Genomic DNA, 25,032 nt, shown 5'->3' on the forward strand with positions numbered 1-25,032 from the left:
GTTTCTCAAGCTTGCATTACATATTGAGTTTTGCGTGTTAAATAGACGTAACCCTACGGTAGCCGCCACCGAACCCATCAGCCGTACGCGTCTTCGGGGAGTCCCGAGTGGATCGTCCAGCACCCGTCATCACCCGTCCCCCGGACCGTGCCCTCGCATACGATCCGGACGCCGTGGCCGATTCCCTGCACCGCAGGGCGGCGCGCGTGCTGGAGGGGAACTGGACCGGGACCTCCACCGTCCCCTCAAGGGGCCTGTACCCGCACCAGTGGTCCTGGGACTCGGCGTTCATCGCGATCGGGCTGCGGCACCTGTCGCCGTTACGGGCGCAGACGGAGCTGGAGACGCTGCTGGCGGCCCAGTGGGGCGACGGGCGGGTCCCGCACATCGTCTTCAGCCCCTCCGTCCCGCTCGACGCGTACTTCCCGAGCCCCGACTTCTGGCGCTCCTCGACCGCGGGGCGCGCTGCGGGCGCCCCGCGCACCGTACAGACGTCCGGCATCGTGCAACCACCGGTGCACGCGCTGGCGGCCTGGCTGGTGCACCGCGCCGACCCGGGGCTGTCGCGGGCGCGCGGGTTCCTCTCCACGGTGTATCCCCGGCTGGCGGCCTGGCACCGCTATCTGCTGCACCGGCGTGACCTGGGGGGCGGCGGGCTGGCGTCCGTCGTGCACCCCTGGGAGCAGGGCATGGACAACAGCCCCTGCTGGGACGCCCCGCTCGCCCGCGTCGCCCCCGCCCCGGCCCGCTCCTTCCGCCGCGCCGACCTCGACCACGGCTCCCCCGAGGACCGGCCGACGGACCTGGACTACGGGCGGTACGTACGCCTCGCGGCGGACTACCGGGACCGGGGGTACGACGACGCACGATCCTCGCCGAGCGACCCGACCGGCCCGCACGCCTTCGCCGTGGAGGACCCCGCCTTCAACGCCCTCCTCATCGCCTCCGAGCACGCCCTCGCCGCCATCGCCCACGAGCTGGGCGCCACCGGCACCGCCCGGCACGCGCGCGCGGAGCGGCTGACCGAGGTGCTCATCGAGCGGCTGTGGGACCCGGCGCGCGGCATGTTCCTCTGCCGGGACGTGGTCGGCGGCGGGCTGATCCCCGAGCGCGGCGTCTCCGGCCTGGTGCCGCTGCTGCTGCCGACGCTCCCGCGCGAGACCGCCGCCACGCTGGTGCGCACCCTGTGCGGCCCGCACTTCGGGCTCGGCGGGCTCACCCGCCTGGTGCCCAGCTACGACCTGCGCGGCGAGGCGTTCGACCCGCACCGCTACTGGCGGGGCCCGGCCTGGTTCAACACCGGCTGGCTGCTGGAGCGCGGGCTGCGGCTGCACGGCGAGCGCGGCCGGGCCGACGCGCTGCGCCGGGCGGTGCTGCACACCGCCGACGCCTCCGGCTTCGCGGAGTACGTCGACCCGTACACCGGCGAGTCCTGCGGCACCACCGACTTCGGCTGGACCGCGGCGCTCGCCCTCGATCTGCTGCACGACCAGCCCGCCTGGGACAAGGGCGCGGCCATGGCGTTCAAGGGAGGGGACGTGCGATGACGGACCGGCATCATCTGCTCGTGTACGGGGGGACGTTCGCCGCCGTGGGCGACCGCGGGGACATCAGCGGGGTACGCGGCGCCAGCGCCCCGGACGGGCTGCCCGACGGCCTGTTCGTCCGGGACGCCCGGCACCTGAGCCGCTGGCAGCTCACCGTCGACGGGGCGGTGCCCGAGGCGCTGACCCCGGTCACCGCCGGGGACACCGCCCGCTGCGTGCTCGTCCCCCGGGGCGGGCGCCTGGAGCCGCCCGCGTACACGCTGTTCCGGGAGCAGGCCGTCGGGGACGGCTCGTTCGTGGAACTGGTCCGGGTCAGCGGGAACCGTCCGGTGCCCACCACGGTCCGCCTCGCGCTCACCGTGGACGCCGACTTCGCCGACCAGTTCGAGCTGCGCTCCGACCACCGCACCTACGCCAAGACCGGCGTCGTCCGCCGCCGCCAGGTCCTCGACGACGGCGTGGAGTTCACCTACCGCCGCGGCGAGTGGCAGTCCCGTACGACGGTGACCGCCGACCCCGCGCCGGACGGTGTGGAGGAGACCGGCACCGGCGCCCGCCGACTGGTGTGGACGCTGGAGCTGGAACCGCACGGCACCACCGAGCTGACCCTGCGCGTGATCGCCCGCCCGCACGGCGAGAAGCGGGCGCTGCGGGTGCCCCGCTCCCCCGCCGCCGTCTCCCGGCACCTGCTCGCGCGGGAGGGCGAGTTCGTCGAGGGCGTCGCCTTCCCCACCGGCTGGCCCGAGCTGGCCGCGGCCTGCGCGCGCGGACTCGCGGACCTGGCCGCCCTCCAGGTCCCGGCCACCGGACCGGACGGCGAGGAACTGCGCGTCCCGGCCGCCGGGGCGCCCTGGTTCCTCACCCTGCTGGGCCGCGACGCCCTGCTCACCTCCCTCTTCGCGCTCCCCTACCGGCCGGGGCTGGCCGCCGCCACGCTGCCCGCGCTCGCCGCCGCTCAGGCCACCGGCACCGACCCCGGCTCGGTCGCCCAGCCCGGCAAGATCGTGCACGAGGTGCGCCACGGCGAGCTGGCCCACTTCGGGCAGGTGCCGTACGGCCGCTACTACGGCTCGGTCGACGCCACCCCGCTCTTCCTCGTGCTGCTCGGCGCCTACACCGAGCAGACCGGCGACACCGCGCTCGCCCGGCGGCTCCAGCCGTACGCCCGCGCGGCCGTCGGCTGGATGCTGGACCACGGCGGGCTGACCTCGCGCGGGTACCTCGTCTACCGCGCCGACCAGGGCGGTCTCGCCAACCAGAACTGGAAGGACTCCCCCGGCGCGATCTGCTCGGCGGACGGCAGCAGGCCCAACGGGCCGGTGATGGCGGCGGGGGCGCAGGGGTACGCGTACGACGCGCTGCGCCGCACGGCGTGGCTGGCGCGCACGGCGTGGGACGACGAGACGTACGGCGCCCTCCTCGAACAGGCCGCCGGTGACCTGCGGGACCGTTTCCAGCGGGACTTCTGGATGCCGGAGCACTCCTTCCCGGCGCTCGCCCTCGACGGGGAGGGCCACCGGGTCGACGCGCTCGCCTCCGACGCCGGGCACCTGCTGTGGTCCGGGCTGCTCGACAAGGAGTACGGGGAACTGGTCGGACGGCGGCTGCTGGAGCCGGACTTCTTCTCCGGCTGGGGCGTGCGCACGCTGGCCGCGGGCCAGCCGGCGTACCACCCGCTGTCGTACCACCGCGGCTCGGTGTGGCCGCACGACAACGCGCTGATCACCCTGGGACTCTCCCGCTACGGCCTGCACGACGAGGCCCGCACGGTCGCGCACGCCCTGGTGGACGCGGCGACCGCGACCGGGCACCGGCTGCCCGAGGTACTCGCGGGGTACGGCCGCGACACGCACCCGGAGCCGGTGCCGTATCCGCACGCGTGCGTGCGGGAGGCGAGGTCGGCGACGGCGCCGCTGGCGCTGCTGACGGCGGTGGGCGGCGCCTGAGGAGGCCGCGCGGGCGGTGAACGCAACCCGGCGCCGGGACGTACGGGTTGACGGTGGACCCGCTACGCACGGAAGGACCCTCGGGTGCCTGTCTTCACGCGCACACGTCACGTCGTCCCGGACACGGACGACGGGGGCGGGAAGGAGGACGAGCGCGCTCCGGCGAGCTGGAGCCGGAGGCTGACGGACCGGTTCCGGGGCTGGCGCACCGCGCACCCGCGGGCCGTCCTCGTCCTGCGCCACACGCTCACCGCCCTGTGCGCCGCGCTGGTGCTCGCCGCCCTGCTGCTGCCGAACGCGCCGACCGCCGTGGACGCCCGGCACTTCGCGCGCCTCCCGGCGGAGGCGATCGTCGGCGTGACGGTGCTGCTGGCGCTGCCGGGGCGCCGGTCGCGTACGGCGATGGCGGTGCTCACCGGCGTCGGGCTCGGCGCGCTGACGGTGCTGAACCTGCTGGACATCGGGTTCAAGGAGTACCTGGGCCGGGGCTTCAACCTGGTCCTGGACTGGGAGCTGCTCGACGACGCGCGGGCGTACCAGCGGGACACCATGGGCAGCGGGGCGACGACCGCCGCGACGGTCGGCCTGGTGGCCGCGCTGGTGGCGCTGTTCGCGGCGCTGGTGCTGGCGTCGCTGCGGCTGGGCGGGCTGCTGACGCGCCACCGGGCGGCGGCGACGAAGGGCACGCTGATCGCGGGCACGGTGTGGATCACCTGCTCCGCCCTCGGTCTCCAGGTCGCCGGGGTGCCGCTGGCCGCGGACCGGGTGGCCGACACGGTGACCGCGCAGTCCGGGCGGGTGAAGGCGACCCTGCGGGACGAGGCGGCGTTCGCGAGGGAGGCCGGGCAGGACGCCTTCGGCGCGACCCCGCCCGCCGAGCTGGTGCCCGACCTGCGCGGCAAGGACGTGCTGTTCACGTTCATCGAGAGCTACGGCCGCAGCGCCCTGGAGGACCCGCTGATCGCGCCGGGCGTGACGAGCGCGCTGGACGCCCGGACGGAGGCGCTGGCGCAGGCGGGGTTCCACGCGAGGAGCGGCTGGCTGACGTCGGCGACGTACGGCGGCAGCAGCTGGCTCGGCCACTCCACGTTCCTGTCGGGCCTGTGGATAGACAACCAGCAGCGGTACCGCACGGTGACGGCGAGCGACCACCTCACCCTCACCAGGGCGTTCCAGAAGACCGGCGACTGGCGCTCGGTCGGCATCGTGCCCGGGGTGCAGAAGGGCTGGCCGGAGTCGGAGTTCTTCGGCCTGGACCACGTCTACGACGCCTTCCACCTCGGCTACGAGGGCCCGAAGTTCAGCTGGTCGACGATGCCGGACCAGTTCGCGCTGGAGGCGTTCCAGCGCCTGGAGCACGGCAGGGAGCGGGACAAGCCGCTCATGGCGGAGATCATCCTGACCTCCAGCCACCAGCCCTGGGCGCCCGTCCCGGCCGTGGTCGACTGGGACGACCTCGGCGACGGCCGGATCTTCGAGGGCATCGAGGCGGCGGGCGCCGACCCCAAGGAGGTCGTCCCCGACTCCGACCGCTCCAAGCGGGAGTACGGCAAGTCGATCGCGTACTCGGTGACCAGCCTGACCGAGTGGCTGGAGCGGTACGGCGACGAGGACACCGTCCTGGTCTTCCTCGGCGACCACCAGCCCATCCCCCGGGTCAGCGGCGAGAACGCCAGCCGGGACGTGCCGGTGTCGGTCGTCGCGAAGGACCCGGGGGTGCTGGAGAAGATCGCGGACTGGGGCTGGGCGGACGGCCTCGCGCCCGCCGCGGACACCCCGGTGTGGCGGATGGACACCTTCCGCGACCGCTTCCTGACGGCGTACGGCTCCACGCCGCACGCCTCCGGGAAGTGACCGGTCAGCCGCCGGAGGTGTCCAGCTCGGCGTCCTCGCCGACGCCCGCGCAGTCGTAGGGGTCCTTCAGCCAGCCGTCGGGCAGGACGACGCGGTTGTTGCCGGAGGTGCGTCCGCGCGGGCCGTCGGCGCCGGTGGGCCACGCCTGGTCCAGGTCCAGCTCGTCGAGCCCGGCGCGCAGCTCCGCCAGCGAGGAGGTGACCGCGAGCCGCTTGCGCATCTCGGAGCCGACCGCGAAGCCCTTCAGGTACCAGGCGACGTGCTTGCGGAAGTCGATGACGCCCCGGGACTCGCCCGCCCGTCTCCCACCACCATCCTCGACGGTGGCCCTCCGGGCCGTCCCCCCCTGTCCGATCCACTCGCCGAGCAGGGTGGCGTGCCGGACCATGACGTCGGCGACCTCGCGCAGGGTGGGCCGCGCGATGTCGGCGTCCCGGCCCTCGAAGGCGGCGACCAGGTCCGCGAACAGCCACGGCCGCCCCAGGCAGCCGCGGCCGACCACGACGCCGTCGCAGCCGGTCTCCCGCACCATGCGCACCGCGTCCTCGGCGGACCAGATGTCGCCGTTGCCGAGGACGGGGATCTCCGGGACGTGCTCCTTCAGCCGGGCGATGGCGCTCCAGTCGGCGGTGCCGCCGTAGTGCTGGGCGGCGGTGCGGCCGTGCAGGGCGATGGCCGTGACGCCCTCCTCGACGGCGATCCGGCCGGCGTCGAGGTAGGTGACGTGGTCGTCGTCGATGCCGATACGCATCTTCATGGTGACGGGCAGCTCACCGGCGCCGCTGACGGCCTCCCGCAGGATGGCGCGGAGCAGGTTCCGCTTGTACGGCAGCGCGGAGCCGCCGCCCTTGCGGGTCACCTTCGGCACGGGGCAGCCGAAGTTGAGGTCGATGTGGTCGGCGAGGTCCTCTTCCGCGATCATGCGGACGGCCTTGCCGACGGTGGCGGGGTCGACGCCGTACAGCTGGATGGAGCGGGGCTTCTCGCTGGCGTCGAAGTGGACCAGCTGCATGGTCTTCTCGTTGCGCTCGACCAGCGCCCGCGTCGTGATCATCTCGCTGACGAAGAGGCCCTTGCCGCCGCTGAACTCCCGGCACAGGGTGCGGAAGGGCGCGTTGGTGATCCCGGCCATGGGTGCGAGGACCACGGGCGGGGTGACGGTGTGCGGGCCGATCTGGAGCGGGCTGCTGGGCGCGGACATTCCCCCATTGTCACGCACCGGACGGAGTGCGCGTGGACGGGTGGGCCGCACGGCCCCTGCGGAGGCCGGAATTGCTGCACACTCTGCTCCATGCCTCCGATAACCACGAGCAAGGTCAGCCGCTGGGACCAGCACGGGCGTGAGCACGTGGTGCGGGTGCACCGGCGCGGCATCCAGCGGGCGATCAGCTGCGACACCTGCGGCTGGCGGCAGAACGCGCAGTTCCTGCCCTGGCTGAAGGCGGAGGAGCATCTGGCGGAGGCCCACCAGGCGACGGTGGACCCGACGGCGGGCCGCTCCCCGGCGGGCTCGTAGCCGGCCGGGGATCACTGCGTCCCCGTCACCGCCAGCTTCGCCCCCAGCACCACGAACGACCCGGCGAAGGTCCGCCGCAGCCACGCCATCACCCGCGGCCGGGAGATCACCTGGCTGCGCACGGCCGCCGCCAGCACCCCGAACACGGCGAAGACGACAAAGGTGACCAGCATGAACACCCCGCCGAGGAACAGCATCCGGGGCGCGGCGTGCGGCTGGCCGGGGCTGACGAACTGCGGCAGGAACGCGAGGAAGAAGATCGTCACCTTCGGGTTGAGCAGGTTGATCAGCACGGCCCGCGCCACCACCTGCCGCTAGGTCATCGGCGCGGCGGGCCCGTCCCCCACGACCAGCGCCTCCTTGTCCCGCACCGTGGCCCAGGCCATGTAGAGCAGGTAGCAGACACCGGCGTACTTGAGGACCTGGAACGCGGTCGCGCTCGCGTGCAGCAGCGCCGCGAGCCCGGTGACCGTCGCCAGCACGTGCGGCACGATCGCCAGCGTGCACCCCACGGCCGCCCACACGGCGGCCCCCCGCCCCCGGCCGAGCCCCGCGGCGAGGGTGTAGACGAGCCCGGTCCCGGGCGTGAGGACGACGACCAGCGTGGTCAGCAGAAACGTAAGGGTCATGCCCCCACCCTGGACGCGGAGAGGCCCCCGATACAGGTCCACTGAGGGACCGGTATCGAGGGCCAATAGGCAAGAGTGTCTACCGGGGGGCGCGGGGAACCGCGCGATCAGCCGCGGCCCACCCGCGCCCGCACCCCCGGACGACGGCTCAGCTACCGATGAGTCGGCTGGCGAGGTACCCCTCGATCTGGTCGAGGGACACCCGCTCCTGCTTCATCGAGTCCCGCTCCCGCACCGTCACCGCGTTGTCGTCCAGCGTGTCGAAGTCGACCGTCACGCAGTACGGCGTCCCGATCTCGTCCTGGCGCCGGTACCGGCGCCCGATCGCGCCCGCGTCGTCGAACTCGATGTTCCAGTTCTGCCGCAGCGCCTGCGCGAGCCCCTTCGCCTTCGGCGACAGCTCGGGGTTGCGGGAGAGCGGCAGGACGGCGACCTTGACCGGCGCGAGGCGGTGGTCGAGGCGCAGCACGACCCGCTTCTCCATCTTGCCCTTGGCGTTGGGCGCCTCGTCCTCGACGTAGGCGTCGAGCAGGAAGGCGAGCATGGCCCGGCCGACACCGGCCGCGGGCTCGATGACGTACGGCGTCCAGCGCTCCCCGGCCTCCTGGTCGAAGTAGGAGAGGTCCTGGCCGGAGGCCTTGGAGTGCGCGCCGAGGTCGTAGTCGGTGCGGTTGGCGACGCCCTCCAGCTCACCCCACTCGCTGCCGCCGAACTGGAAGCGGTACTCGATGTCGGCGGTGCGCTTGGAGTAGTGGGAGAGCTTCTCCTGCGGGTGCTCGTACCACCGCATGTTCTCCTCGCGCATCCCGAGGCCGGTGTACCAGTTCCAGCGCTGCTCCATCCAGTACTCCTGCCACGTCTCGTCCTCGCCCGGCTTGACGAAGAACTCCATCTCCATCTGCTCGAACTCGCGGGTCCGGAAGATGAAGTTGCCGGGCGTGATCTCGTTGCGGAAGGACTTGCCCATCTGGGCGATGCCGAACGGCGGCTTGCGGCGCGAAGTGGTCTGCACCTGGCCGAAGTTGGTGAAGATGCCCTGGGCGGTCTCGGGACGCAGGTAGGCGATGGAGCCGGAGTCCTGGGTCGGGCCGAGGTGGGTGGAGAGCAGACCGGAGAACTGCTTGGGCTCGGTGAACTGGCCCTTGTTGCCGCAGTTGGGGCAGTTGATGTCGGCGAGGCCGTTCTCGGGGGCGCGGCCCTTCTTCTCCTCGTACGCCTCCTCCAGGTGGTCCGCGCGGAACCGCTTGTGGCAGGCGGTGCACTCGGTGAGGGGGTCGGTGAAGGTGGCGACGTGACCGGAGGCGACCCACACCTCGGGGGCGAGGATCACGGACGAGTCGATACCGACCACGTCCTCACGCGACGTCACCATGTAGCGCCACCACTGGCGCTTGAGGTTCTCCTTCAGCTCGACACCGAGGGGCCCGTAGTCCCAGGCGGCCCGCTGACCGCCGTAGATCTCACTACAGGGGAAAACGAAGCCACGGCGCTTGCTCAGGCTGACGATGGTGTCGATCTTGTCGGCGGCCACGGTGCTCTCTTCATTACGACGACGGGCGACGAAGCGAGATGCTTCCAGCGAATGCTTCAGGTTACCGGCGGGGACGGCCCCTCAACCAAATCGGTCCCGCCCTATGGGCTGCGCCACGTTTATTGACAATCGTTTCCACCTCCATTGAAAATGAGTGTCATGAACGTACGACGACGACACATATCCGGCATCGCGGTCGCGGCGGCTGCCACCCTCGGCCTGACCACCCTCACCGCCTGCTCCTCCGACAGCGCCGCCGTGGGCAACACGGACAAGTTCGACGTCGTCGCGTCGTTCTACCCGATGCAGTTCCTCGCCGAGCAGATCGGCGGCGAGCACGCCCACGTCACCACCCTCACCGAGCCCGGCCAGGAGCCGCACGACCTGGAGCTGAGCGCCCGGCAGACCGCGCGGCTCGGCGAGTCCGACGCGGTGCTCTACCTGAAGACCCTCCAGCCCGCCGTGGACGAGGCCATCGACCAGTCCGGCGTCAAGACGAAGATCGACGCCGCCACCCTCACCACGCTGGAGGACCACGGCGGCGTCGAGCACGACCACGGCGGGGAGGAGCACGCGGAGGAGGACGAGCACGCCCTCGACCCGCACGTCTGGCTGGACCCGGTGAAGTACGCCGAGATCGCCGAGGGCGTCGGCGCGGCCTTCGCGAAGGCCGACCCGGACCACGCGGCCGACTACGAGAAGAACACCGCCACCCTGGTCGGGAAGCTCGACGCCCTGGACACCGCCTTCGAGGACGGTCTGAAGGACTCCGCCACCAAGGTCTTCTTCACCAACCACGCCGCCTTCGGCTACCTGGCCGAGCGCTACGGCCTCACCCAGGAGGCCATCTCCGGCGTCGACCCGGAGAGCGAGCCGAGCCCCGCCCGGATCCGGGAGCTCCAGGAGGAGGCGAAGGCCGACGGCGTCACCACCGTCTTCTACGAGACACTGGTCTCCGACAAGACCGCGAAGACCCTCGCCAAGGACGCGGGCCTGAAGACGGACGTCCTCGATCCGCTGGAGGGCATCACCGACCGGTCCCGCGGCGACGACTACCTGCAGGTCATGGAAGGCAACCTCAAGGCGCTGGAAACCGCCCTGGGCAGCAAATGATCTTTACGGAGGACGCCATGGGCGAGACGGCCGCCACGGGTTCGCCCGTCATATCCCTGCGCGGGGTCCGCGCGGAACTGGGCGCACGTCCCGTCCTGCGCGGCATCGACCTCACCGTGCACCGCGGTGAGGTCGTCGCCCTGCTCGGTGCCAACGGATCGGGCAAGTCGACCGCCGTGCGCAGCGTCATCGGGCAGGTCCCGGTCAGCGCGGGCGAGGTGGAGCTGTTCGGCACCCCGCGGCGCCGGTTCCGCGACTGGGGGCGGGTCGGGTACGTCCCCCAGCGCACCACCGCCGCGGGCGGCGTGCCCGCCACGGTGACCGAGGTCGTCACCTCGGGGCGGCTGTCCCGGGCCCGCTTCGGCGTCCTCCGCAAGGCCGACCACGCGGCCGTACGGGACGCCATAGAGCTGGTCGGCATGACCGACCGGGCCAGGGACTCCGTGAGCGCCCTCTCCGGCGGCCAGCACCAGCGGGTGCTCATCGCCCGCGCGCTGGCCTCGGAACCGGAACTGCTGATCATGGACGAGCCCATGGCGGGCGTGGACCTCGCCAGCCAGGAGGTGCTGGCCGCGACCCTGCGCGAACAGGTCGCCCGGGGCGTCTCCGTCCTCCTCGTCCTGCACGAACTCGGCCCGCTGGAGCCGCTGATCGACCGCGCGGTGGTCCTCCGCGACGGCTGCGTCCTGCACGACGGCCCGCCGCCCAAGGCCGTCGGCCAGCACGCCCTGCCCGGCCACGACCACGTCCACCCGCACGCCCCCGAGGGCACCGAGCCCCTCCGCACCGGACTGCTGAGCTGATGGAACTCCTGACCTACCCCTTCATGCAGCGGGCGCTCCTGGCCGCCGTCCTGGTCGGCGTCACCGCCCCCGCGGTCGGCATCTACCTGGTCCAGCGCCGCCAGGCCCTGATGGGCGACGGCATCGGCCACGTCGCCATGACCGGTGTCGGCCTGGGCTTCCTGCTCTCCTGGTCCCCGGTGTGGATGGCGACCCTGGTCTCCGTCCTCGGCGCGGTCCTGATGGAGCTGATCCGCTGGTACGGCAGGACCCGCGGCGACATCGCCCTCGCGATGCTCTTCTACGGCGGTATGGCGGGCGGCGTGATGCTGATCAACCTCGCCCCCGGCGGGTCCAACGCCAACCTGACGTCGTACCTCTTCGGCTCCCTGTCGACGGTCTCCGAGTCCGACGTGACGGCGATCTGCGTCCTCGCGGCGTTCGTGGTCCTGGTCACGCTGGGCCTGCGCCGCCAGCTCTTCGCGGTCAGCCAGGACGAGGAGTTCGCGCGGGTCACCGGGCTGCCGGTGCGGGCGCTGAACCTGCTGACCGCCGTGACGGCGGCGGTGACGGTGACCGTCGCGATGCGCGTCGTGGGCCTGCTGCTGGTGTCGGCGCTGATGGTGGTGCCGGTGGCGGCGGCGCAGCAGCTCAGCCGCAGCTTCGCGGCGACGTTCGCGATCGCGGTGGCGATCGGCGTGAGCGTCACCATCGGCGGCACGGTGACGTCGTACTACCAGGACGTGCCGCCCGGCGCGACGATCGTGCTGCTCACCATCGGCGCGTTCGGGCTGCTGACCGCCCTGGCCGCGCCGCTGGCCCGGCGCCGCGCGCGGGCGCTGGCCGCGGCACAGCCCGCCGGTGACCCGGCGGAGTGCGCGATTCCGGCCAGCCGGGGGGCGGGCGACGAGGCCGGCGTCTGACCGCGTACGGACCGGGCTGGCACAATGGCCCGGCAGACGCAGATGTGAGGAGGCAACCGGTGACCACCGCTGGACCGCCCGTGAAGGGCCGCGCCACGCGGCAGCGCGCCGCCGTGGCGGCGGCCCTGGAAGAGGTCGAGGAGTTCCGCAGCGCCCAGGACCTGCACGACATGCTCAAGCACAAGGGCGACTCCGTCGGGCTCACCACGGTCTACCGCACCCTCCAGTCCCTCGCCGAGGCCGGTGAGGTCGACGTCCTGCGCACCTCCGACGGCGAGTCCGTCTACCGCCGCTGCTCCACCGGCGAACACCACCACCACCTCGTCTGCCGCACCTGCGGCAAGGCGGTCGAGGTCGAGGGCCCGGCGGTGGAGAAGTGGGCCGAGGCGATCGCCGCGGAACACGGCTTCGTCAACGTGGCCCACACGGTGGAGATCTTCGGCACGTGCGCCGAGTGCGCGGGCGCGACCCCGGAGCCTGACCCTCAGGGCATCCGGTAGCAGGTGTAGGTACCGTCGTCCGCACGGCTCACCTTGTCGTACGACCAGCAGTGCAGCACCGGCGCGACCGTCCACAGGCGCACCGCCACCAGGGCCGCCAGGCAGCCGGTGGCGACCCGGGCCGCGCGCGACCGCCAGCCGGTCAGCGCCAGCCCGCCCGCGGCCACCACGGCGGCGAACACCAGCATCCAGACGACGACCGGGCCCCTGTTCTCCCGCAGCCCGGGGAACGTCTCCATCTCGACGGTGCCCCCGAAGGAGAACAGCACGGCGAGCGCGGCGGACCCGAACACGGTCACCGCCGCGCAGCCGCGCACCACGCGCGGCGGCACCGCCTGGCTCATCCCCGCCTGCCGTCCATGGCCAGCAGTTCCTCGTTGGGGATCGCGCCGCCGAAGCGGCGGTCGCGGGAGGCGTACTCCACACAGGCGCGCCACAGGTCCCGGCGGTCGAAGTCCGGCCACAGGACGTCCTGGAAGACCATCTCGGCGTACGCGCTCTGCCAGATGAGGTAGTTGGAGGTGCGCTGCTCGCCGCTGGGCCGCAGGAACAGGTCGACCTCCGGCATGTCGGGGTAGTAGAGGTACCGCGCGAACGTCTTCTCGTTCACCTTCGACGGGTCCAGCCGGCCCGCCCGCACGTCCTCCGCCAGCGCCTTCGCCGCGTCCGCGATCTCGGCCCGGCCGCCGTAGTTCATGCAGAAGTACAGGGTCAGCCGGTCGTTGTCCGTGGTCTGCTCCTGGGCGATCTGGAGCTCCTTCGCGACGGACTTCCACAGCTTCGGCATCCGCCCGACCCACCGCACCCGTACCCCCAGCTCGTCGAGCTGGTCGCGGGTCTTGCGGATGAAGTCGCGGTTGAAGTTCATCAGGAAGCGCACCTCGTCCGGTGACCGCTTCCAGTTCTCGGTGGAGAACGCGTACAGCGAGATGGCCTTCACGTCCATCTCGATCGCCCCCTGGAGCACGTCGAGCACGCACTCCGCGCCCACCTTGTGCCCCTCGGTGCGCGGCAGCCCCCGCTCCTTCGCCCACCGTCCGTTGCCGTCCATGATGATCGCCACATGGTCCGGCACCAGCTCCCCGGGCAGCTTCGGCGGGCGGGCACCGGACGGATGCTGGTCCGGCGTCCGGTACTCGCGGCGCTGGCGTCCCAGAAACCCGCGTACGACCATGTGCGTCTCTTCTCTCTTGCTTCTCTCTGGCGAACTTACTTCTCGACGTAGCGCAGCGACCGCAGCCCGCGCTCCAGGTGCCAGTGCAGGTACGCGGACACCAGCCCGCTGCCCTCCCGGACGTACCGCGCCTCGCACGCGTCCGCCGTCTCCCAGTCGCCCGTGAGGAGCGCGCCGAGCAGTTCGAGGGTGCCCGGGGAGGGTACGACACTGCCGGGTACCCGGCAGTCCGCGCAGACCGTCCCGCCGGACGCCACCGAGAAGAACCGGTTCGGGCCGGGCATCCCGCACTTCGCGCAGTCCGTGAAGCTGGGGGCGTAGCCGTTCACGGCGAGGGAGCGCAGCAGGAAGGCGTCGAGGACGAGGTGCGGGGCGTGCTCCCCGCGCGCGAGCGTGCGCAGCGCGCCGACGAGGAGCAGGTACTGCTGGACGGCGGGCTCGCCCTCGTGGTCGGTGAACCGCTCCGCCGTCTCCAGCATGGCCGTACCGGCGGTGTACCGGGCGTAGTCGGTGACGATGCCGCCGCCGTACGGCGCGATGGTCTCGCTCTGGGTGCACAGCGGCAGCCCGCGCCCGACCAGTTCGCTGCCCCGCGCGAAGAACTGCACGTCGACGTGGGAGAAGGGTTCGAGCCGCGCCCCGAACTTCGACTTGGTGCGCCGTACGCCGCGCGCCACGGCGCGTACCCGGCCGTGACCGCGGGTGAGCAGCGTGATGATCCGGTCCGCCTCACCCAGCTTCTGGGTGCGCAGCACGATGCCGTCGTCGCGGAACAGACTCATGGGGCCTATTCTCGCGTACCGGTAGAGCGGCCGGGCACGGCCCGCGTAACAGGCGGGCAACGGCTCAGCGGGGGTGGCCGGAGGGCTGGTCGGGCCGCCGTATGGCGTCCCACGGGGCGAGGTTCCAGGGGCTGGCCCGGTTCGCGGGGTCGAGCAGCGCGCGCAGGTGCGCGTCGGCGACCGCCTGCGGGGCGGGGAAGTCCGCGTCCGGGGTGCCGCGCAGCCCGTCCCGCCACACCTGCCGTCCCAGCAGGTAGGGGTCGGCGTACTCCCGCCAGGAGCCGTACGTCCCCGCCATTGCGGGCACGATGTTCTTCAGCGCGGTCCGGGCGTCGCCCTCACCGATCATCCCGCAGGCGAAACCGCGCCGGGTGATGTCGGCGTACAGCGCGGCGTCCCGGGCGAGCGGCGCGACGCCGGTGAGCCGCCGGGCGCGCGCCCGGTAGCCGGTGCGGGTAGGGCCTGCCGTTTGGATCACGCCGCAGGACATCGGCGGGAGCTGCTCAGCGTCGGTGAGCGGGGTCTGGTGCGTGCGGCCGCAAGGCGGAGGAGGGAGTCGACGCGATGGGGGTCCCCCCGCGCGAGCGCAGCCGAGCGTGGGGGAGTCGGCGAGCGACGACAACGCGGCAGACGTGCGTGCCAGACCCCGCGTCTGCGGCATGGTCCAAACGGCAGGCCCTAGGTGTTCTGTCCACGGAGGTTGGTGACAGCGATCACTGACGTGTGATCTTGAAATGGGTGAGGGCCTTCTGGCTCGGGCGCGGTCGTCGTCGACGCGGGTGAACGGGTACAGCGTCGTCCGTGACGCCGTGTCGTCCCGGCTCACCGGCGCGCTGAGCGACACCATCCACAGCTGGTGCGCGGTCAGCGGGACCGGGTAGCGCCGGGTGGCCCTGGGGCCGCGGCCCCTCCACTTCCAGAAGCCCATGCGCCCGCACCCCAGCGTCAGGGCGTCAAGGCACCTCACCCCGGCTGCGGGCGTTGGCGTACGCGGTCGCCGCGCGGAGCCGCTCGGCGGGTGTGGCGTGCCGTACGGCCTCGGGGTCGGCGTCCCACTCCTTGCCGCCGCCGTAGGGTCTGAGCTGTACGTACGGTCCTTCGTGCCCCATGACGATGCCGAGTCTTCCGGTACGGGTGTCGATCACGTACGCCCCCAGCGGTACCTGCATTGGTTCCCCGTCCTCTTTCCTGCCGGTGCCGTCATTGCCTCCCCGCCGTCTCCGGATTTCACCCATCGCGTCGTCCGGGTGGCTCCGGACACCTACACTCGGCAGGAGTCTGTGCGCGACAAGTGCCCGTCAGCGCGGGGCGGTTGGCCATGGCCAACGGTTCACGCCAAGCGGCCTGGGGGTCTTCGGCAGGCAACCGAGGCGACGCCGGGAGGAAGCCTTCGAGGACCCCAGCTGGATATCGCCCGAGGGCCGTAAGCCGCTGGCGGCTCGTCTTCTGAACCGACGGGGCATCAACTCGGCGACACATGCGCCGGTTACGGTGCATCATGACGGCGCACGTTCACCGCCCCCTCCCCCAAGGATCGGACGCACATGGCTGCATGGGCCACCCGGGCAGCCCACCCCACCGATCTGGACCGGCTGTGCGCGCTGCTCCTCGACACCCGCGCGTCGGCGGCGGCGCCGTCCCCGGCACCGCTCGCCGACGCCGTAGCCCGCGACCTGGTCCGGGTGGCCGAGGCGGACGGCGAGCTCGTGGGATGCGTCGTCGCGGAGCTGCCCTCACCGGGGCATCTGCGGCTCACCGCGATCGCCGTCCGCGCGGGAGCACGTCGCGAGGGCGTCGCCGCGCGGCTGGTCACCGAGCTGGTACGGAGCTTCCCGCGCGGCGGGGCGGGCGAACCGCCGCTCGTATCCGCGCTGGCGAGGACCGACGCCGTCGCGGTCACCCGGCTGCTGCTGGCGTGCGGATTCATCGGGACGCGGATCATGCGCACGGACGGCGACCCGCTCGTCTACTTCCAGTACAAGTCCCGCGTGGAGTACCTGGACCCGGACGCCCGGCACCTCGTACCCGTCACGGCGCGGGAGCAGCTCGTGGAGTCGCTCGCGCCGTCCGATCACGCGGTGACGGCGCTGGTGACGCTGGGCGGTGAACCGGCGTTCGAGATCGCGCGGTTCGAGCAGGACGACCCGGCGACCCTCCAGTCCGGCGAGGCGGCGGCCGGGATCGCCTTCTCCGGGTCGATCCTCGCGGCGATCACCTTTCTCCTGGGTTTCGCCTTCTCGTCGAGCCGGTTCCCCGACGACGTACGGCTGCTCCTGATCGGGGCGACCTTCAGCACCGTACTGTCGCTGATCGTCTACGCGAGTGCCTCGGGCGAACTGGCCCGCATCCGCTCGAACTCGTTCGGGAAGATCATGAAGTGGGGGAACGTGCTGTCCGAGTACGGCGGGGTGTTCCCCTTCCTGATCTCCCTGCCCGTCACCTACGCCCAGGCCAGCGGCAACGCCTGGACGACGATGGTTCTGGCGGTGCTGCTCAGCGCGGCGATCGCCTGGTACGAGCGGTCGGAGTTCTCCATAGCCCACCGGTTCCAGCGCTCGCGCACCGAGGTCGCGCTGACGATCCTCACGGCGGTGTCGCCCACCGTCGGCGCGGGGCTCATCGCGGCGGAGGTGACCAGTTGGCCCTGGACCCTCGCCCTGACGGCCACGCTCGCGGCGCGGACCTGGCTGTATCTGTTCCGCAGGGGCGCGGAGGCCGGGGTGGCGGAGCGGCGGCAGTGGCAGTTCAGGGGGTGATCCAGGGGGCAGTGGATTCCTCCGCCAGTGCCTTGTGGACCCGCTCGGTGATCTCGCGGGCGCAGCCCCAGGAGAGAGTGATTCCGGCGCCGCCGTGGCCGTAGTTGTGCAGAAGGAGCGTGCCGTCGCGGCGCTCTTGGGTGAGGCGGACCGTGGTGCGGGCCGGGCGTAGTCCGACGCGGTGCTCCATCACGCGAGCGGCGGCGATCGACGGTTCCACGGCGGCGCAGCGGCGGATGATCGCCTCGGCGGCGGCCGGGTCGGGGCGTAGGTCCCAGTTGCCGCGGTCGGCGGTCCCGCCGAGAACGAGGGCGTCGGGGTGGGGGTAGATGTAGGTGAGTTCCTCGGCGCCGGGGGTGTCGTCGCAGAAGAAGGTGCGGATGCCGGGGTTCTCGACCACCACGAGCTGGCCGCGTACGGCTTCCACTTCCGGGTCGGCCGCCAGGGAACGGGCTCCGACGCCAGAGCAGTTGACGACGACCGGTGCCTCGCGCACCGCCGCGTCGAGCGTGTCGTGGTGGTGACGGCGCAGCCGTCCGCCCGCTGCGGTGAGCCGTCCGACCAGGTACTGGACGTAGCGGGGCATGTCCACCAGGGGCGCGCGGTAGCGCCACCCGGCGGCGTAGCCCGGACGCAGCTCGTCCTGCGCGCACCTGCGGGCGCCGGCCATCGGTCCCCACGGGGGCATGGCGCAGGGGACCCTGCATTCCTGGGTGCCTTCGACCATGCGGACGCCGGTGTCCCGGAGGTCCGCGTCGGTGCTCAGCTCGGTCAGCTCCGACAGGGTCACCCAGCTCCAGCGCTCGACCACATCGCCGGGCTCGACCAGATACGGGTCCCACATCGCGCCCGCGGACGTGGAGGTCGTCGCGTCGGGCGGCAGATCGGTGTCCACGCGGACGTCGAGCCCGGACTCCGCGAGACACACCGCCGTGGTGAGCCCCGAGACCCCGGCGCCGATCACCACCACACTGGTCGCCATGGAACGTCTCCCTGGTCCCGGGGCAGGCCGTCGCCGCCCACGCTTCGAGGTTAACCGAACGCGTCGGGGGTGCCCCTGAGGCCCGATCCTGGGGTAACTGCGCGCGGCCCTCGGCCAGCGGGCCGTCATGGCCACCGTGGACTCCACCGGCCACGACGCCTACCTCGGCAACGGCAACGCCTGCGGTGACCGCGCGGTCACCCGCTTCCTGGCCACCGGCCAGCGGCCCGGCGCGGACCTCTACTGCCGCTGAGCGAACCGCCGCACGTACGACCGTTGCCACGGCGTCTCCACCGCCCGGCGGTGGTAGTGGGCGCGCACGTACCCGACGGCGTCCGCCGCGGGTACGCCGTCCAGGACCGCCAGACAGGCCAGCGCCGTCCCCGTGCGGCCCCGACCGCCGTGGCAGGCGACCTCGACCCGCTCCCGCACCGCCCGCTCCCACACCTCGGTCAGTTCGGCGCGGGCGGTGGCGGGGTCGGCGGGGAGCCAGAAGTCCCGCCAGCGCAGCCAGCGGGCCTGCCAGGGCATGGCGGGCGGCGGGTCCCCGAGGAGGTAGAGGCCGTACGACGGCTCCGGCGCCCCGGGAGGCAGCGGGTGCCGCAGGCCCCGGCCCCTGACCAGCCGCCCGGACGGGAGCCTCAGTACGCCCGTGTCCCGCTCGTCCCACACCTCGCCCACCCGGACCTCCTCCGCCGTCTCGGTGCCCAGCTTTCCAGCCGGGGCCGGGTGCCGGGCAACCGAATCCGCCGAACAGGTGGTCTGGTGGGCGAGGAGGGTGCTTGATGCAAGCCGAACTAGAGGATCGGTTCCAGGAATTCGTCAGAGCCAGATGGCCCCATCTGGTGCGTACCGCCTATCTGCTCACCGGCGACGCGCACCACGCCGAGGACCTGACCCAGACGGCGCTGGCGAAGGCGTACCGCTCCTGGCGGCGGGTCGCCCGCGCCGACCATCCGGAGGCGTACGTCCGCCGGATGCTCGTCACCTGCAACCGGGACCGCTTCCGCAAGCGGCGGGTCACCGAGGCCCTGACCGCGGCGCCGCCGGAGCGGGCCGGGCGGGACGAGTCGGTGGCCCGGGTCGACGAGCGCGGCGTCCTGCTCGCCGCGCTGGCCCGGCTGCCCAGGCGGCAGCGGGCCGTGGTCGTCCTGCGTTACTGGGAGGACCTGTCCGAGGCGGAGGTCGCCGAGACGCTCGGCTGCTCGCCGGGGACCGTCAAGAGCCAGGCGTCCAAGGGGCTGGCGAAGCTGCGTACGTATCCGGGGCTGGCATGGGCCGTGGACGGGCCCGCGCACGGCGTCACACGCGGGGGAGAGGAGAGCCGGGCATGAACGACCACGGTTTCGAGGAGCGGGTACGGGACCTGCTCGCCGAGGACGCCTACACGATCAGTCCCTCCGCCGCGCCCTACCCGGCCATCCGGCGCCGGGGCGTGGCCGGGCGGCGGCGCCGGGTGGCGGCGACCGGGGCGGCCCTGGTCACGCTGGCGGCGGTGCCGGTGGGCGCGTACGCCTTCAGCGGATCGGGCGGCGGTTCAGGCGGCGGGGCCAGCCCTGCGGCCTCCGCCCCCGCCGCCGTGTCGCCGACCCCGACACCGACGCCGACCGCCACGGCGGCGGCTCCGCGCGGCGTGCTGCTGGACGGGATCACGTACGCGCAGGCCCTGGAGGACCTGGAGTACTGCGTCGAGTTCAAGGGGCCCAAGGGTCTGAACAACGACTACGGCGACCCCGCCGACTACCGCCTGCTGCTCGCCATGCGCAGCACCGGCGACAGCAACACCCCCGGCGACGGCCGCTTCGCCGTCGCCGTGGACGACACGGCGAACGCGCGGCTGATCTGCAGCGTCAAGGACGGCGACGACGGTCCTGGGCGCAACTTCAGTGTCGGTGACGTGGCCGGTCCGGACGCCGGTCCCGTCGTCCCCGACATCAACGCGCAGAAGCTGTACATGCAGTCCGTCCTCAACCGGGGCAACTGGACGCTCCCCTTCCGCTGGGCCAGCGTCGGCACCGTCGAGGACTCCGTGGAGCGCGTCACCGTCGAGTACGGCGGGGAGACCAGTGAGGCAGCCCTCGACGACGGCTGGTACGTCGCCACCGGCGAGCTGGACCAGCAGGTCACCAAGGCGCCCCGGGTGAAGGGGTACGACGCGGGCGGCGAGCTGGTCTACGACTCCGACGAGGACGAGGGGTACATGGCCGACCTGCCCTAGGCGGAGACCGCGTGGCACGGGAGGAACGCCCCCAAGCGCCCCTCCCGTGCCACGCGCGCCCTCCTTGACCACCCCCACGGGCCCTCCTATGGTCGCGCTGACTGCCCGATATATCCGGGAATGCCCCATGGAGGAACCGTGCGCGACGCGCCCCCCGCCCGCCGGTCGCTCCTCAGGGGCGGCGTCGGCGCGCTCGGTCTCGGGGCGCTGACGGCGGCCTGCCGCGTGGGCCCCGCGTCCACCACCAGCTTCGGCGGCAGCGGCGGCGCCGACCGCACCCTCACCGCCGTCATCGGCTACGGCAACGACGGCACCTGGGACCCGACGCAGACCGCGTCCGCGTTCTGCATGGCGGGCAACAACCACGTCTACGAGGGGCTCCTCGACACCGACCCGATCTCCCGCGAGCCGTACGCCGCGCTCGCCACCGCGATCCCGGCCGACCCGCGCGCCACGACCTGGCGGTTCACGCTCCGGGAAGGGGCCACCTTCCACGACGGCACCCCCGTCACCGCCGACGACGTCGTCTTCGTCTACGACCGCGTCCTCGACCCGGACACCCACACCCTCGCCAAGAGCTTCTTCGCGACCTGGCTGAAGGACGTGCGCAAGGTCGACGCGCGGACCGTGGAGCTGGTGCTGAGGTTCCCGTTCCCGGAGGGGCTGGCGCGGCTCACGCTGGCGAAGGTCATGCCGGAGCACGTGTTCGGCCGGCCGGGCGGCTGGAACAAGGCGATCACCGGGCTGGCGGTGGGCTCGGGGCCGTACCGGATGACGGCGCACCACCCGAAGTCCAACACCACCTTCGAGGCGTTCGGGGAGTACAACGGGCCCCGGCCGCCCGCCTTCGCCAAGATGAACTGGCTGACCATCGTGGACGCCGCGCCCCGGGTCGCCACCGTCTCCGGCGGCGGTGGCGCGGGCGCGCAGGTCGCCGACAACATCCCGTACGCCAACATCGGGCAGCTGGAGAGCGCCGGGATGACGGTGGCGGGCGGGGCCGGGATGAACAACCTGTTCCTGATGTTCAACACCGCGCACCCGCCCTTCGACGACGTGCGGGTGCGGCAGGCGCTGCGGTACGCCATCGACACCGAGCAGCTGGTGGAGGTGGCGCTGAAGGGGCACGGGACGCCCGCCTCGTCCTTCCTCGACGAGGCGAACCCGTCCTACCGGCGGGCGAGGACCGTCTACGACCACGATCCCGACCGGGCCCGCGCCCTGCTGAAGGCGGCCGGGGTGAGCGGGCTGCGGGTGGACATCCTCGCGGTGAACGTCAGCTGGATCGTGGACTGCCTGCCGACGATCAAGGAGTCCTGGGACGCGGTCGGGGTGCGCACCACGCTCTCCCCGCAGGAGACCACCGCCGTCTTCACCAAGCTGGACCAGAAGCGGGACTACCAGGTCGTCGCCGCCGCCTCCAACCCCAACCAGTTCGGCCTCGACGCCGACCTGATCATGCACTACAACTACGGGCCCGAGAACCTGTGGATGGGGTACACGCGGTGGGCGGACGACCCCGTGGCCCGGCGGCTGTTCCGGGACATGGAGCGGGCGACGCGCGAGCCGGACCCGGCGCGGAAGCGGACGATGATCCAGGAGTACATCGACGTCGTCGCCGAGCAGGCCGTGCTCTACCCGGTCGTCCACAACGAGCTGATGACGGCCTGGGACCCGCGCGCCGTGACCGGGCTGCGCGCCCAGCCGTACCCCGGCGTCAACCTCCTCCAGGCCACGTGGGCCTGACGAACGCCTGCCGAACGCCTGTCAGAACGCCTGACCACCGCCTGAGGAACGAGGGAGCACCGCGTGGCCGTCGTCGCCAGGATCCTGTTGCGCCGTATCGCCCTGCTCGTGCCGCTGCTGCTGGGCATCGTGCTGTTCGTGTTCGTGGTGATGCGGTTCTCCGACGCCGACCCGGCGTCCGCGTTCTTCCAGGGCGCCAACCCCACCCCGGAGCAGCTGCACGACTTCCGCGAGGAGCACGGGCTGCTCGACCCGTTCCCGGTGCGGTACGTCCACTTCGTGGGCGACCTGCTCCACGGTGACCTCGGGATCAGCGCGCTGACCCGGGCGCCGGTCGTCGACCAGGTCCTCACCGCGCTGCCGCTCACCCTCCAGCTGACGTTCCTCGGCCTCGCGATCGCGGTGGTGCTGTCGCTGGTGGGCGGGGTGACGGCGGCGATCTACCGGGACCGGCTGCCGGACCAGCTCGTGCGGGTGGTGTCGCTGACCGGGGTCGCCGCGCCCGGGTTCTGGCTGGCGCTGCTGATGATCCAGTACCTGGCGGTGGACGCGGGCTGGTTCCCGGTCGGCGGCTACATCAACCCGGCCGACTCCGTCACCGGCTGGCTGTGGACGATGACGCTGCCCGCGCTGGCGCTGTCGCTGCCGGTCGCGGCGCAGCTGACGCGGATCGTGCGGACGTCCGTGGTGGAGGAGCTGGACCGGGACTACGTGCGCACGGCGGTCGGCAGCGGACTGCCGCCGCATGTCGTCGTCGGGCGGAACGTGCTGCGGAACGCGCTGATCAACCCGCTGACGGTGCTCGGGCTGCGGGTCGGCTACCTGCTCGGCGGCGCGGTCGTCATCGAGACGATCTTCTCGCTGCCGGGCATGGGCAAGCTGATGATCGACGCCGTGAAGAACGGCGACCCGGCCGTCGTGCAGGGCGTGGTGCTGACCACCGCCACCGGGTTCGTCGTCGTCAACCTCGTGATCGACATCCTGTATCTGCTGGTCAACCCCCGACTGAGGGAGGCGGCGTGACCGTTCGCCGCAAGGTGCTCGCGCAGGTCCTCGCCCGGCCCGGCGTCCGGCTGCGCGGCTGGCGGCGGCTGCCGACGCTGTCGAAGGCGGCCGTCTGCTTCCTGGGCGTGGTGGTGCTGGTCGCCGTACTGGCGCCGCTGCTGGCGCCGTACGACCCGCTGGCGCAGCAGCCGCCGGTCGACGGCACCGGGCACCCGTCCACGGCGCACTGGATGGGGCAGGACAGCCTCGGCCGGGACATCCTGAGCCGTCTGGTGTACGGGGCCAGGTGGTCGCTGGCGATCGGGCTCGGGGCGACCACGCTGGCGCTGGTCGCGGGGGCGCTGGTCGGGGCGGTGGCGGCGACCTCGCGGAAGGCGGCCGACGAGACGCTGATGCGCTGTCTGGACGTCGTGATGGCGTTCCCGGGGATCGCTCTCGCGGCCGTCCTGGTGGCCGTGTTCGGCGGTGGCATCACCGTGCTGATCTGCGCGATCGCGTTCCTGTTCACACCGCCCGTGGCGCGGGTGGTGCGGGCCAACATCCTCGACCAGTACGGGGAGGACTACGTGACCGCCGAGCGGGTCATCGGCGCCCGCACCCCGCACATCGTGCTGCGGCACGTCGCCGTCAACTGCGCGGCGCCGGTGCTGGTGTTCTGCACGGTGCAGGTGGCGGAGGCGATCGTGTTCGAGGCGTCGCTGTCGTTCATCGGGGCGGGGGTGCGGCCCCCGGACCCGTCGTGGGGCAGCGTCATCGCGGACGGGAAGAACATGGTGCTCACCGGGGGCTGGTGGGCGACCGTCTTCCCGGGGCTGCTGATGCTGTTCACCGTGCTGGCGCTGAACGTCCTCTCCGAGGGCGTCTCGGACGCCTGGGCGGCTCCGGCCGCCCGGGAGGTGGAGACCAGGGGCGAGGGGGCGGAGGAGCGGGCCGCGGCCGGCGGGGAGGCCCCGGCGCTGCCGGGGCTCGGGGCGACGGCGGCGCGGCTGCGGGCGCGGGCCCGGCCGCTGCCGTCCGGGGCGCCGGTGCTCGCGGTCGAGGACCTCGCCATCGGCTTCGACGACCGGCACCGGGGCGTCGACATCGTCGACGGGGTCAGCCTGGAGGTGCGGCCCGGTGAGGTGCTGGGGCTTGTCGGGGAGTCCGGGTGCGGCAAGTCGCTGACCGCGCTGACCGTGATGGGGCTCCAGCCCAAGGGGGCGCGGGTGCGGGGGCGGGTGCGGTTCCGGGACCGGGACCTGCTCGCCGAGCCGCCCCGGGCGCGGCGCGCGCTCCTCGGGCACGAGATGGCGATGGTGTACCAGGACGCGCTGTCGTCGCTGAACCCGGCGATGACGATCCGCGCGCAGCTGAAGCAGGTCGTCCGGCGCGGCGGCCACCGCACGCCCGCCGAACTGCTCGCCCTGGTCGGTCTGGACCCCGAGCGGACCCTGCGCAGCTATCCGCACGAACTGTCCGGCGGGCAGCGGCAGCGGGTGCTGATCGCGCTGGCGCTGTCCCGGGACCCGAAGCTGATCGTCGCCGACGAGCCGACCACCGCGCTGGACGTGACCGTGCAGGCGCAGGTCATGGCGCTGCTGCTGCGGCTGCGCGAGGAGTTGGGGTTCGCGCTGGTCCTCGTCAGCCACGACCTGGCGCTGGTGTCGGACGTCACCGACCGGGTGGTGGTGATGTACGGCGGGCAGATCGTGGAGAGCGGGGTGACCGCCGACCTGGTGGCGGCCCCGGCGCACCCCTACACGCGCGGGCTGCTCGGCAGCGTGCTGTCGCTGGAGGGCGGCGCCGAGCGGATGACGCAGATCCGGGGCGTCGTACCGTCCCCGGCCGACTTCCCGGCGGGCTGCCGCTTCGCCGGCCGCTGCCCCCGGGCGACCGAGGTGTGCCGGACCACCGCGCCCGGCCTGCTGGGCGGCGCCGCGCACCGGGCCGCCTGCCACCACCCCGCCGTCGACCTGACCGTGGGCGCCGACCCGGACGACGCGGGCGAGGCCGAGAGCGAGGTCCTCTCATGACCGATCTGGTACGCAC

The 25,032-nt window shown here is 72.6% G+C and carries 24 protein-coding genes and 2 pseudogenes; 16 read left to right on the top strand and 10 right to left on the bottom strand.

What is annotated here, in order from left to right:
- Window positions 1–107: 107 nt before the first annotated feature.
- From ABZ659_RS11345 to ABZ659_RS11355, 3 genes are all read left to right on the top strand, one after another.
- On the top strand, window positions 108–1,547 hold the full coding sequence (locus tag ABZ659_RS11345) for a hypothetical protein (RefSeq protein ID WP_360216545.1): 1,440 nt from the start codon (window positions 108–110) through the stop codon (window positions 1,545–1,547).
- Window positions 1,544–3,493, top strand: a complete 1,950-nt coding sequence (locus ABZ659_RS11350; protein ID WP_360216548.1) for a glycogen debranching N-terminal domain-containing protein — start codon at window positions 1,544–1,546, stop codon at window positions 3,491–3,493. The genes ABZ659_RS11345 and ABZ659_RS11350 overlap by 4 nt, the downstream gene beginning before the upstream one ends.
- Window positions 3,494–3,673: 180 nt before the next feature.
- Window positions 3,674–5,347 (top strand): CDP-alcohol phosphatidyltransferase, encoded by a 1,674-nt coding sequence (locus tag ABZ659_RS11355; protein ID WP_360216890.1) that lies wholly within the window; start codon window positions 3,674–3,676, stop codon window positions 5,345–5,347.
- Between the two features lie 4 nt (window positions 5,348–5,351).
- Here ABZ659_RS11355 and dusB read toward each other — a convergent pair whose 3' ends face one another.
- Window positions 5,352–6,548 carry a tRNA dihydrouridine synthase DusB gene (gene dusB, locus ABZ659_RS11360; protein ID WP_360216551.1) on the bottom strand — a complete coding sequence of 399 codons (1,197 nt, stop codon included), beginning with the start codon at window positions 6,546–6,548 and terminating at the stop codon, window positions 5,352–5,354.
- Window positions 6,549–6,638: 90 nt separating this feature from the next.
- On the opposite strand from dusB, the gene ABZ659_RS11365 reads away from it, so the two are divergent.
- A complete protein-coding gene (locus ABZ659_RS11365) occupies window positions 6,639–6,863 on the top strand; it encodes a hypothetical protein (RefSeq protein WP_360216554.1) in 225 nt (74 codons plus the stop codon).
- An 11-nt stretch (window positions 6,864–6,874) separates the two neighbouring features.
- Here ABZ659_RS11365 and ABZ659_RS11370 read toward each other — a convergent pair.
- Together ABZ659_RS11370 and ABZ659_RS11375 are read right to left on the bottom strand one after the other, a co-directional pair.
- A pseudogene (locus tag ABZ659_RS11370) lies at window positions 6,875–7,492 on the bottom strand (LysE family translocator).
- A gap of 148 nt (window positions 7,493–7,640) precedes the next feature.
- On the bottom strand, window positions 7,641–9,023 hold the full coding sequence (locus ABZ659_RS11375) for a glycine--tRNA ligase (protein ID WP_360216557.1): 1,383 nt from the start codon (window positions 9,021–9,023) through the stop codon (window positions 7,641–7,643).
- Between the two features lie 159 nt (window positions 9,024–9,182).
- Between ABZ659_RS11375 and ABZ659_RS11380 the strand changes: the two genes are divergently transcribed.
- From ABZ659_RS11380 to ABZ659_RS11395, 4 genes are read left to right on the top strand one after another with little or no spacing between them, the layout of a single operon-like run.
- Entirely contained in the window at window positions 9,183–10,136 is a 954-nt protein-coding gene (locus tag ABZ659_RS11380; RefSeq protein ID WP_360216560.1) for a zinc ABC transporter substrate-binding protein, read from the top strand.
- Window positions 10,137–10,153: 17 nt separating this feature from the next.
- Window positions 10,154–10,939: a metal ABC transporter ATP-binding protein gene (locus ABZ659_RS11385; protein ID WP_360216563.1), complete on the top strand. Its 786-nt coding sequence runs from the start codon at window positions 10,154–10,156 to the stop codon at window positions 10,937–10,939.
- On the top strand, window positions 10,939–11,841 hold the full coding sequence (locus tag ABZ659_RS11390; RefSeq protein ID WP_360216566.1) for a metal ABC transporter permease: 903 nt from the start codon (window positions 10,939–10,941) through the stop codon (window positions 11,839–11,841). The genes ABZ659_RS11385 and ABZ659_RS11390 overlap by 1 nt, the downstream gene beginning before the upstream one ends.
- A gap of 59 nt (window positions 11,842–11,900) precedes the next feature.
- The gene (locus ABZ659_RS11395) at window positions 11,901–12,341 is read left to right on the top strand and encodes a transcriptional repressor (RefSeq protein WP_360216569.1); all 441 of its coding nucleotides are present in this window, start codon (window positions 11,901–11,903) and stop codon (window positions 12,339–12,341) included.
- Here the strand turns inward: ABZ659_RS11395 and ABZ659_RS11400 are convergent.
- The 4 genes from ABZ659_RS11400 to ABZ659_RS11415 all read right to left on the bottom strand — a co-directional run bounded on the left by ABZ659_RS11400 (window position 12,326) and on the right by ABZ659_RS11415 (window position 14,775).
- Window positions 12,326–12,685, bottom strand: a complete 360-nt coding sequence (locus ABZ659_RS11400; protein ID WP_360216572.1) for a hypothetical protein — start codon at window positions 12,683–12,685, stop codon at window positions 12,326–12,328. The genes ABZ659_RS11395 and ABZ659_RS11400 overlap by 16 nt on opposite strands.
- Window positions 12,682–13,515, bottom strand: coding sequence for an isoprenyl transferase (locus tag ABZ659_RS11405; RefSeq protein ID WP_360216575.1), 834 nt, complete (start codon window positions 13,513–13,515; stop codon window positions 12,682–12,684). The genes ABZ659_RS11400 and ABZ659_RS11405 overlap by 4 nt, the downstream gene beginning before the upstream one ends.
- A gap of 35 nt (window positions 13,516–13,550) precedes the next feature.
- Window positions 13,551–14,297: a DNA repair protein RecO gene (recO, locus tag ABZ659_RS11410; RefSeq protein WP_360216578.1), complete on the bottom strand. Its 747-nt coding sequence runs from the start codon at window positions 14,295–14,297 to the stop codon at window positions 13,551–13,553.
- A 64-nt stretch (window positions 14,298–14,361) separates the two neighbouring features.
- Window positions 14,362–14,775 (bottom strand): DUF1266 domain-containing protein, encoded by a 414-nt coding sequence (locus ABZ659_RS11415; protein WP_360216581.1) that lies wholly within the window; start codon window positions 14,773–14,775, stop codon window positions 14,362–14,364.
- 256 nt (window positions 14,776–15,031) lie between these two features.
- Between ABZ659_RS11415 and ABZ659_RS11420 the strand changes: the two genes are divergently transcribed.
- On the top strand, window positions 15,032–15,178 hold the full coding sequence (locus ABZ659_RS11420; RefSeq protein WP_360216584.1) for a hypothetical protein: 147 nt from the start codon (window positions 15,032–15,034) through the stop codon (window positions 15,176–15,178).
- 72 nt (window positions 15,179–15,250) lie between these two features.
- On the opposite strand, the gene ABZ659_RS11425 is transcribed toward ABZ659_RS11420, so the two are convergent.
- The gene (locus ABZ659_RS11425; RefSeq protein WP_360216587.1) at window positions 15,251–15,466 is read right to left on the bottom strand and encodes a hypothetical protein; all 216 of its coding nucleotides are present in this window, start codon (window positions 15,464–15,466) and stop codon (window positions 15,251–15,253) included.
- A 375-nt stretch (window positions 15,467–15,841) separates the two neighbouring features.
- Between ABZ659_RS11425 and ABZ659_RS11430 the strand changes: the two genes are divergently transcribed.
- On the top strand, window positions 15,842–17,053 hold the full coding sequence (locus tag ABZ659_RS11430; protein WP_360216590.1) for a GNAT family N-acetyltransferase: 1,212 nt from the start codon (window positions 15,842–15,844) through the stop codon (window positions 17,051–17,053).
- Here ABZ659_RS11430 and ABZ659_RS11435 read toward each other — a convergent pair.
- Window positions 17,043–18,035, bottom strand: coding sequence for an FAD-dependent oxidoreductase (locus ABZ659_RS11435; RefSeq protein ID WP_360216593.1), 993 nt, complete (start codon window positions 18,033–18,035; stop codon window positions 17,043–17,045). The two genes, ABZ659_RS11430 and ABZ659_RS11435, sit on opposite strands and share 11 nt — an antisense overlap.
- A 97-nt stretch (window positions 18,036–18,132) precedes the next feature.
- Here ABZ659_RS11435 and ABZ659_RS11440 point away from each other — a divergent pair.
- A pseudogene (locus tag ABZ659_RS11440) lies at window positions 18,133–18,288 on the top strand (alpha/beta hydrolase); the annotation flags it as partial.
- Here the strand turns inward: ABZ659_RS11440 and ABZ659_RS11445 are convergent.
- A complete protein-coding gene (locus tag ABZ659_RS11445; protein ID WP_360216595.1) occupies window positions 18,276–18,716 on the bottom strand; it encodes a protein phosphatase in 441 nt (146 codons plus the stop codon). The pseudogene ABZ659_RS11440 and the gene ABZ659_RS11445 sit on opposite strands and share 13 nt — an antisense overlap.
- A gap of 104 nt (window positions 18,717–18,820) precedes the next feature.
- Here ABZ659_RS11445 and ABZ659_RS11450 point away from each other — a divergent pair, with 104 nt between their 5' ends.
- From ABZ659_RS11450 to ABZ659_RS11470, 5 genes are all read left to right on the top strand, one after another.
- Window positions 18,821–19,369: a SigE family RNA polymerase sigma factor gene (locus ABZ659_RS11450; RefSeq protein ID WP_360216598.1), complete on the top strand. Its 549-nt coding sequence runs from the start codon at window positions 18,821–18,823 to the stop codon at window positions 19,367–19,369.
- Window positions 19,366–20,253: a hypothetical protein gene (locus ABZ659_RS11455; RefSeq protein ID WP_360216601.1), complete on the top strand. Its 888-nt coding sequence runs from the start codon at window positions 19,366–19,368 to the stop codon at window positions 20,251–20,253. The genes ABZ659_RS11450 and ABZ659_RS11455 overlap by 4 nt, the downstream gene beginning before the upstream one ends.
- A 120-nt stretch (window positions 20,254–20,373) precedes the next feature.
- The gene (locus ABZ659_RS11460; RefSeq protein ID WP_360216604.1) at window positions 20,374–21,999 is read left to right on the top strand and encodes an ABC transporter substrate-binding protein; all 1,626 of its coding nucleotides are present in this window, start codon (window positions 20,374–20,376) and stop codon (window positions 21,997–21,999) included.
- 63 nt (window positions 22,000–22,062) lie between these two features.
- Window positions 22,063–23,022, top strand: a complete 960-nt coding sequence (locus ABZ659_RS11465; protein ID WP_360216606.1) for an ABC transporter permease — start codon at window positions 22,063–22,065, stop codon at window positions 23,020–23,022.
- Window positions 23,019–25,016, top strand: coding sequence for a dipeptide/oligopeptide/nickel ABC transporter permease/ATP-binding protein (locus tag ABZ659_RS11470; RefSeq protein ID WP_360216609.1), 1,998 nt, complete (start codon window positions 23,019–23,021; stop codon window positions 25,014–25,016). Before ABZ659_RS11465 ends, ABZ659_RS11470 begins: the two co-directional genes overlap by 4 nt.
- The last annotated feature ends 16 nt before the right edge of the window (window positions 25,017–25,032 follow it).

The organism is Streptomyces sp. NPDC006997 (assembly GCF_040635175.1).
GTDB lineage: Bacteria > Actinomycetota > Actinomycetes > Streptomycetales > Streptomycetaceae > Streptomyces.

Excerpts from the sequence above, each read along its gene's own strand:
- ABZ659_RS11450 (WP_360216598.1), top strand. The coding sequence starts at position 18,821 with ATGCAAGCCGAACTAGAGGATCGGTTCCAGGAATTCGTCAGAGCCAGA.
- ABZ659_RS11400 (WP_360216572.1), bottom strand. The coding sequence starts at position 12,685 with ATGAGCCAGGCGGTGCCGCCGCGCGTGGTGCGCGGCTGCGCGGCGGTG.
- ABZ659_RS11380 (WP_360216560.1), top strand. The coding sequence starts at position 9,183 with ATGAACGTACGACGACGACACATATCCGGCATCGCGGTCGCGGCGGCT.
- ABZ659_RS11385 (WP_360216563.1), top strand. The coding sequence starts at position 10,154 with ATGGGCGAGACGGCCGCCACGGGTTCGCCCGTCATATCCCTGCGCGGG.
- ABZ659_RS11405 (WP_360216575.1), bottom strand. The coding sequence starts at position 13,515 with ATGGTCGTACGCGGGTTTCTGGGACGCCAGCGCCGCGAGTACCGGACG.
- ABZ659_RS11460 (WP_360216604.1), top strand. The coding sequence starts at position 20,374 with ATGCCCCATGGAGGAACCGTGCGCGACGCGCCCCCCGCCCGCCGGTCG.
- ABZ659_RS11365 (WP_360216554.1), top strand. The coding sequence starts at position 6,639 with ATGCCTCCGATAACCACGAGCAAGGTCAGCCGCTGGGACCAGCACGGG.
- ABZ659_RS11430 (WP_360216590.1), top strand. The coding sequence starts at position 15,842 with ATGGCTGCATGGGCCACCCGGGCAGCCCACCCCACCGATCTGGACCGG.
- ABZ659_RS11420 (WP_360216584.1), top strand. The coding sequence starts at position 15,032 with ATGGGTGAGGGCCTTCTGGCTCGGGCGCGGTCGTCGTCGACGCGGGTG.
- ABZ659_RS11425 (WP_360216587.1), bottom strand. The coding sequence starts at position 15,466 with ATGCAGGTACCGCTGGGGGCGTACGTGATCGACACCCGTACCGGAAGA.
- recO (WP_360216578.1), bottom strand. The coding sequence starts at position 14,297 with ATGAGTCTGTTCCGCGACGACGGCATCGTGCTGCGCACCCAGAAGCTG.
- ABZ659_RS11455 (WP_360216601.1), top strand. The coding sequence starts at position 19,366 with ATGAACGACCACGGTTTCGAGGAGCGGGTACGGGACCTGCTCGCCGAG.
- dusB (WP_360216551.1), bottom strand. The coding sequence starts at position 6,548 with ATGTCCGCGCCCAGCAGCCCGCTCCAGATCGGCCCGCACACCGTCACC.
- ABZ659_RS11390 (WP_360216566.1), top strand. The coding sequence starts at position 10,939 with ATGGAACTCCTGACCTACCCCTTCATGCAGCGGGCGCTCCTGGCCGCC.
- ABZ659_RS11350 (WP_360216548.1), top strand. The coding sequence starts at position 1,544 with ATGACGGACCGGCATCATCTGCTCGTGTACGGGGGGACGTTCGCCGCC.
- ABZ659_RS11435 (WP_360216593.1), bottom strand. The coding sequence starts at position 18,035 with ATGGCGACCAGTGTGGTGGTGATCGGCGCCGGGGTCTCGGGGCTCACC.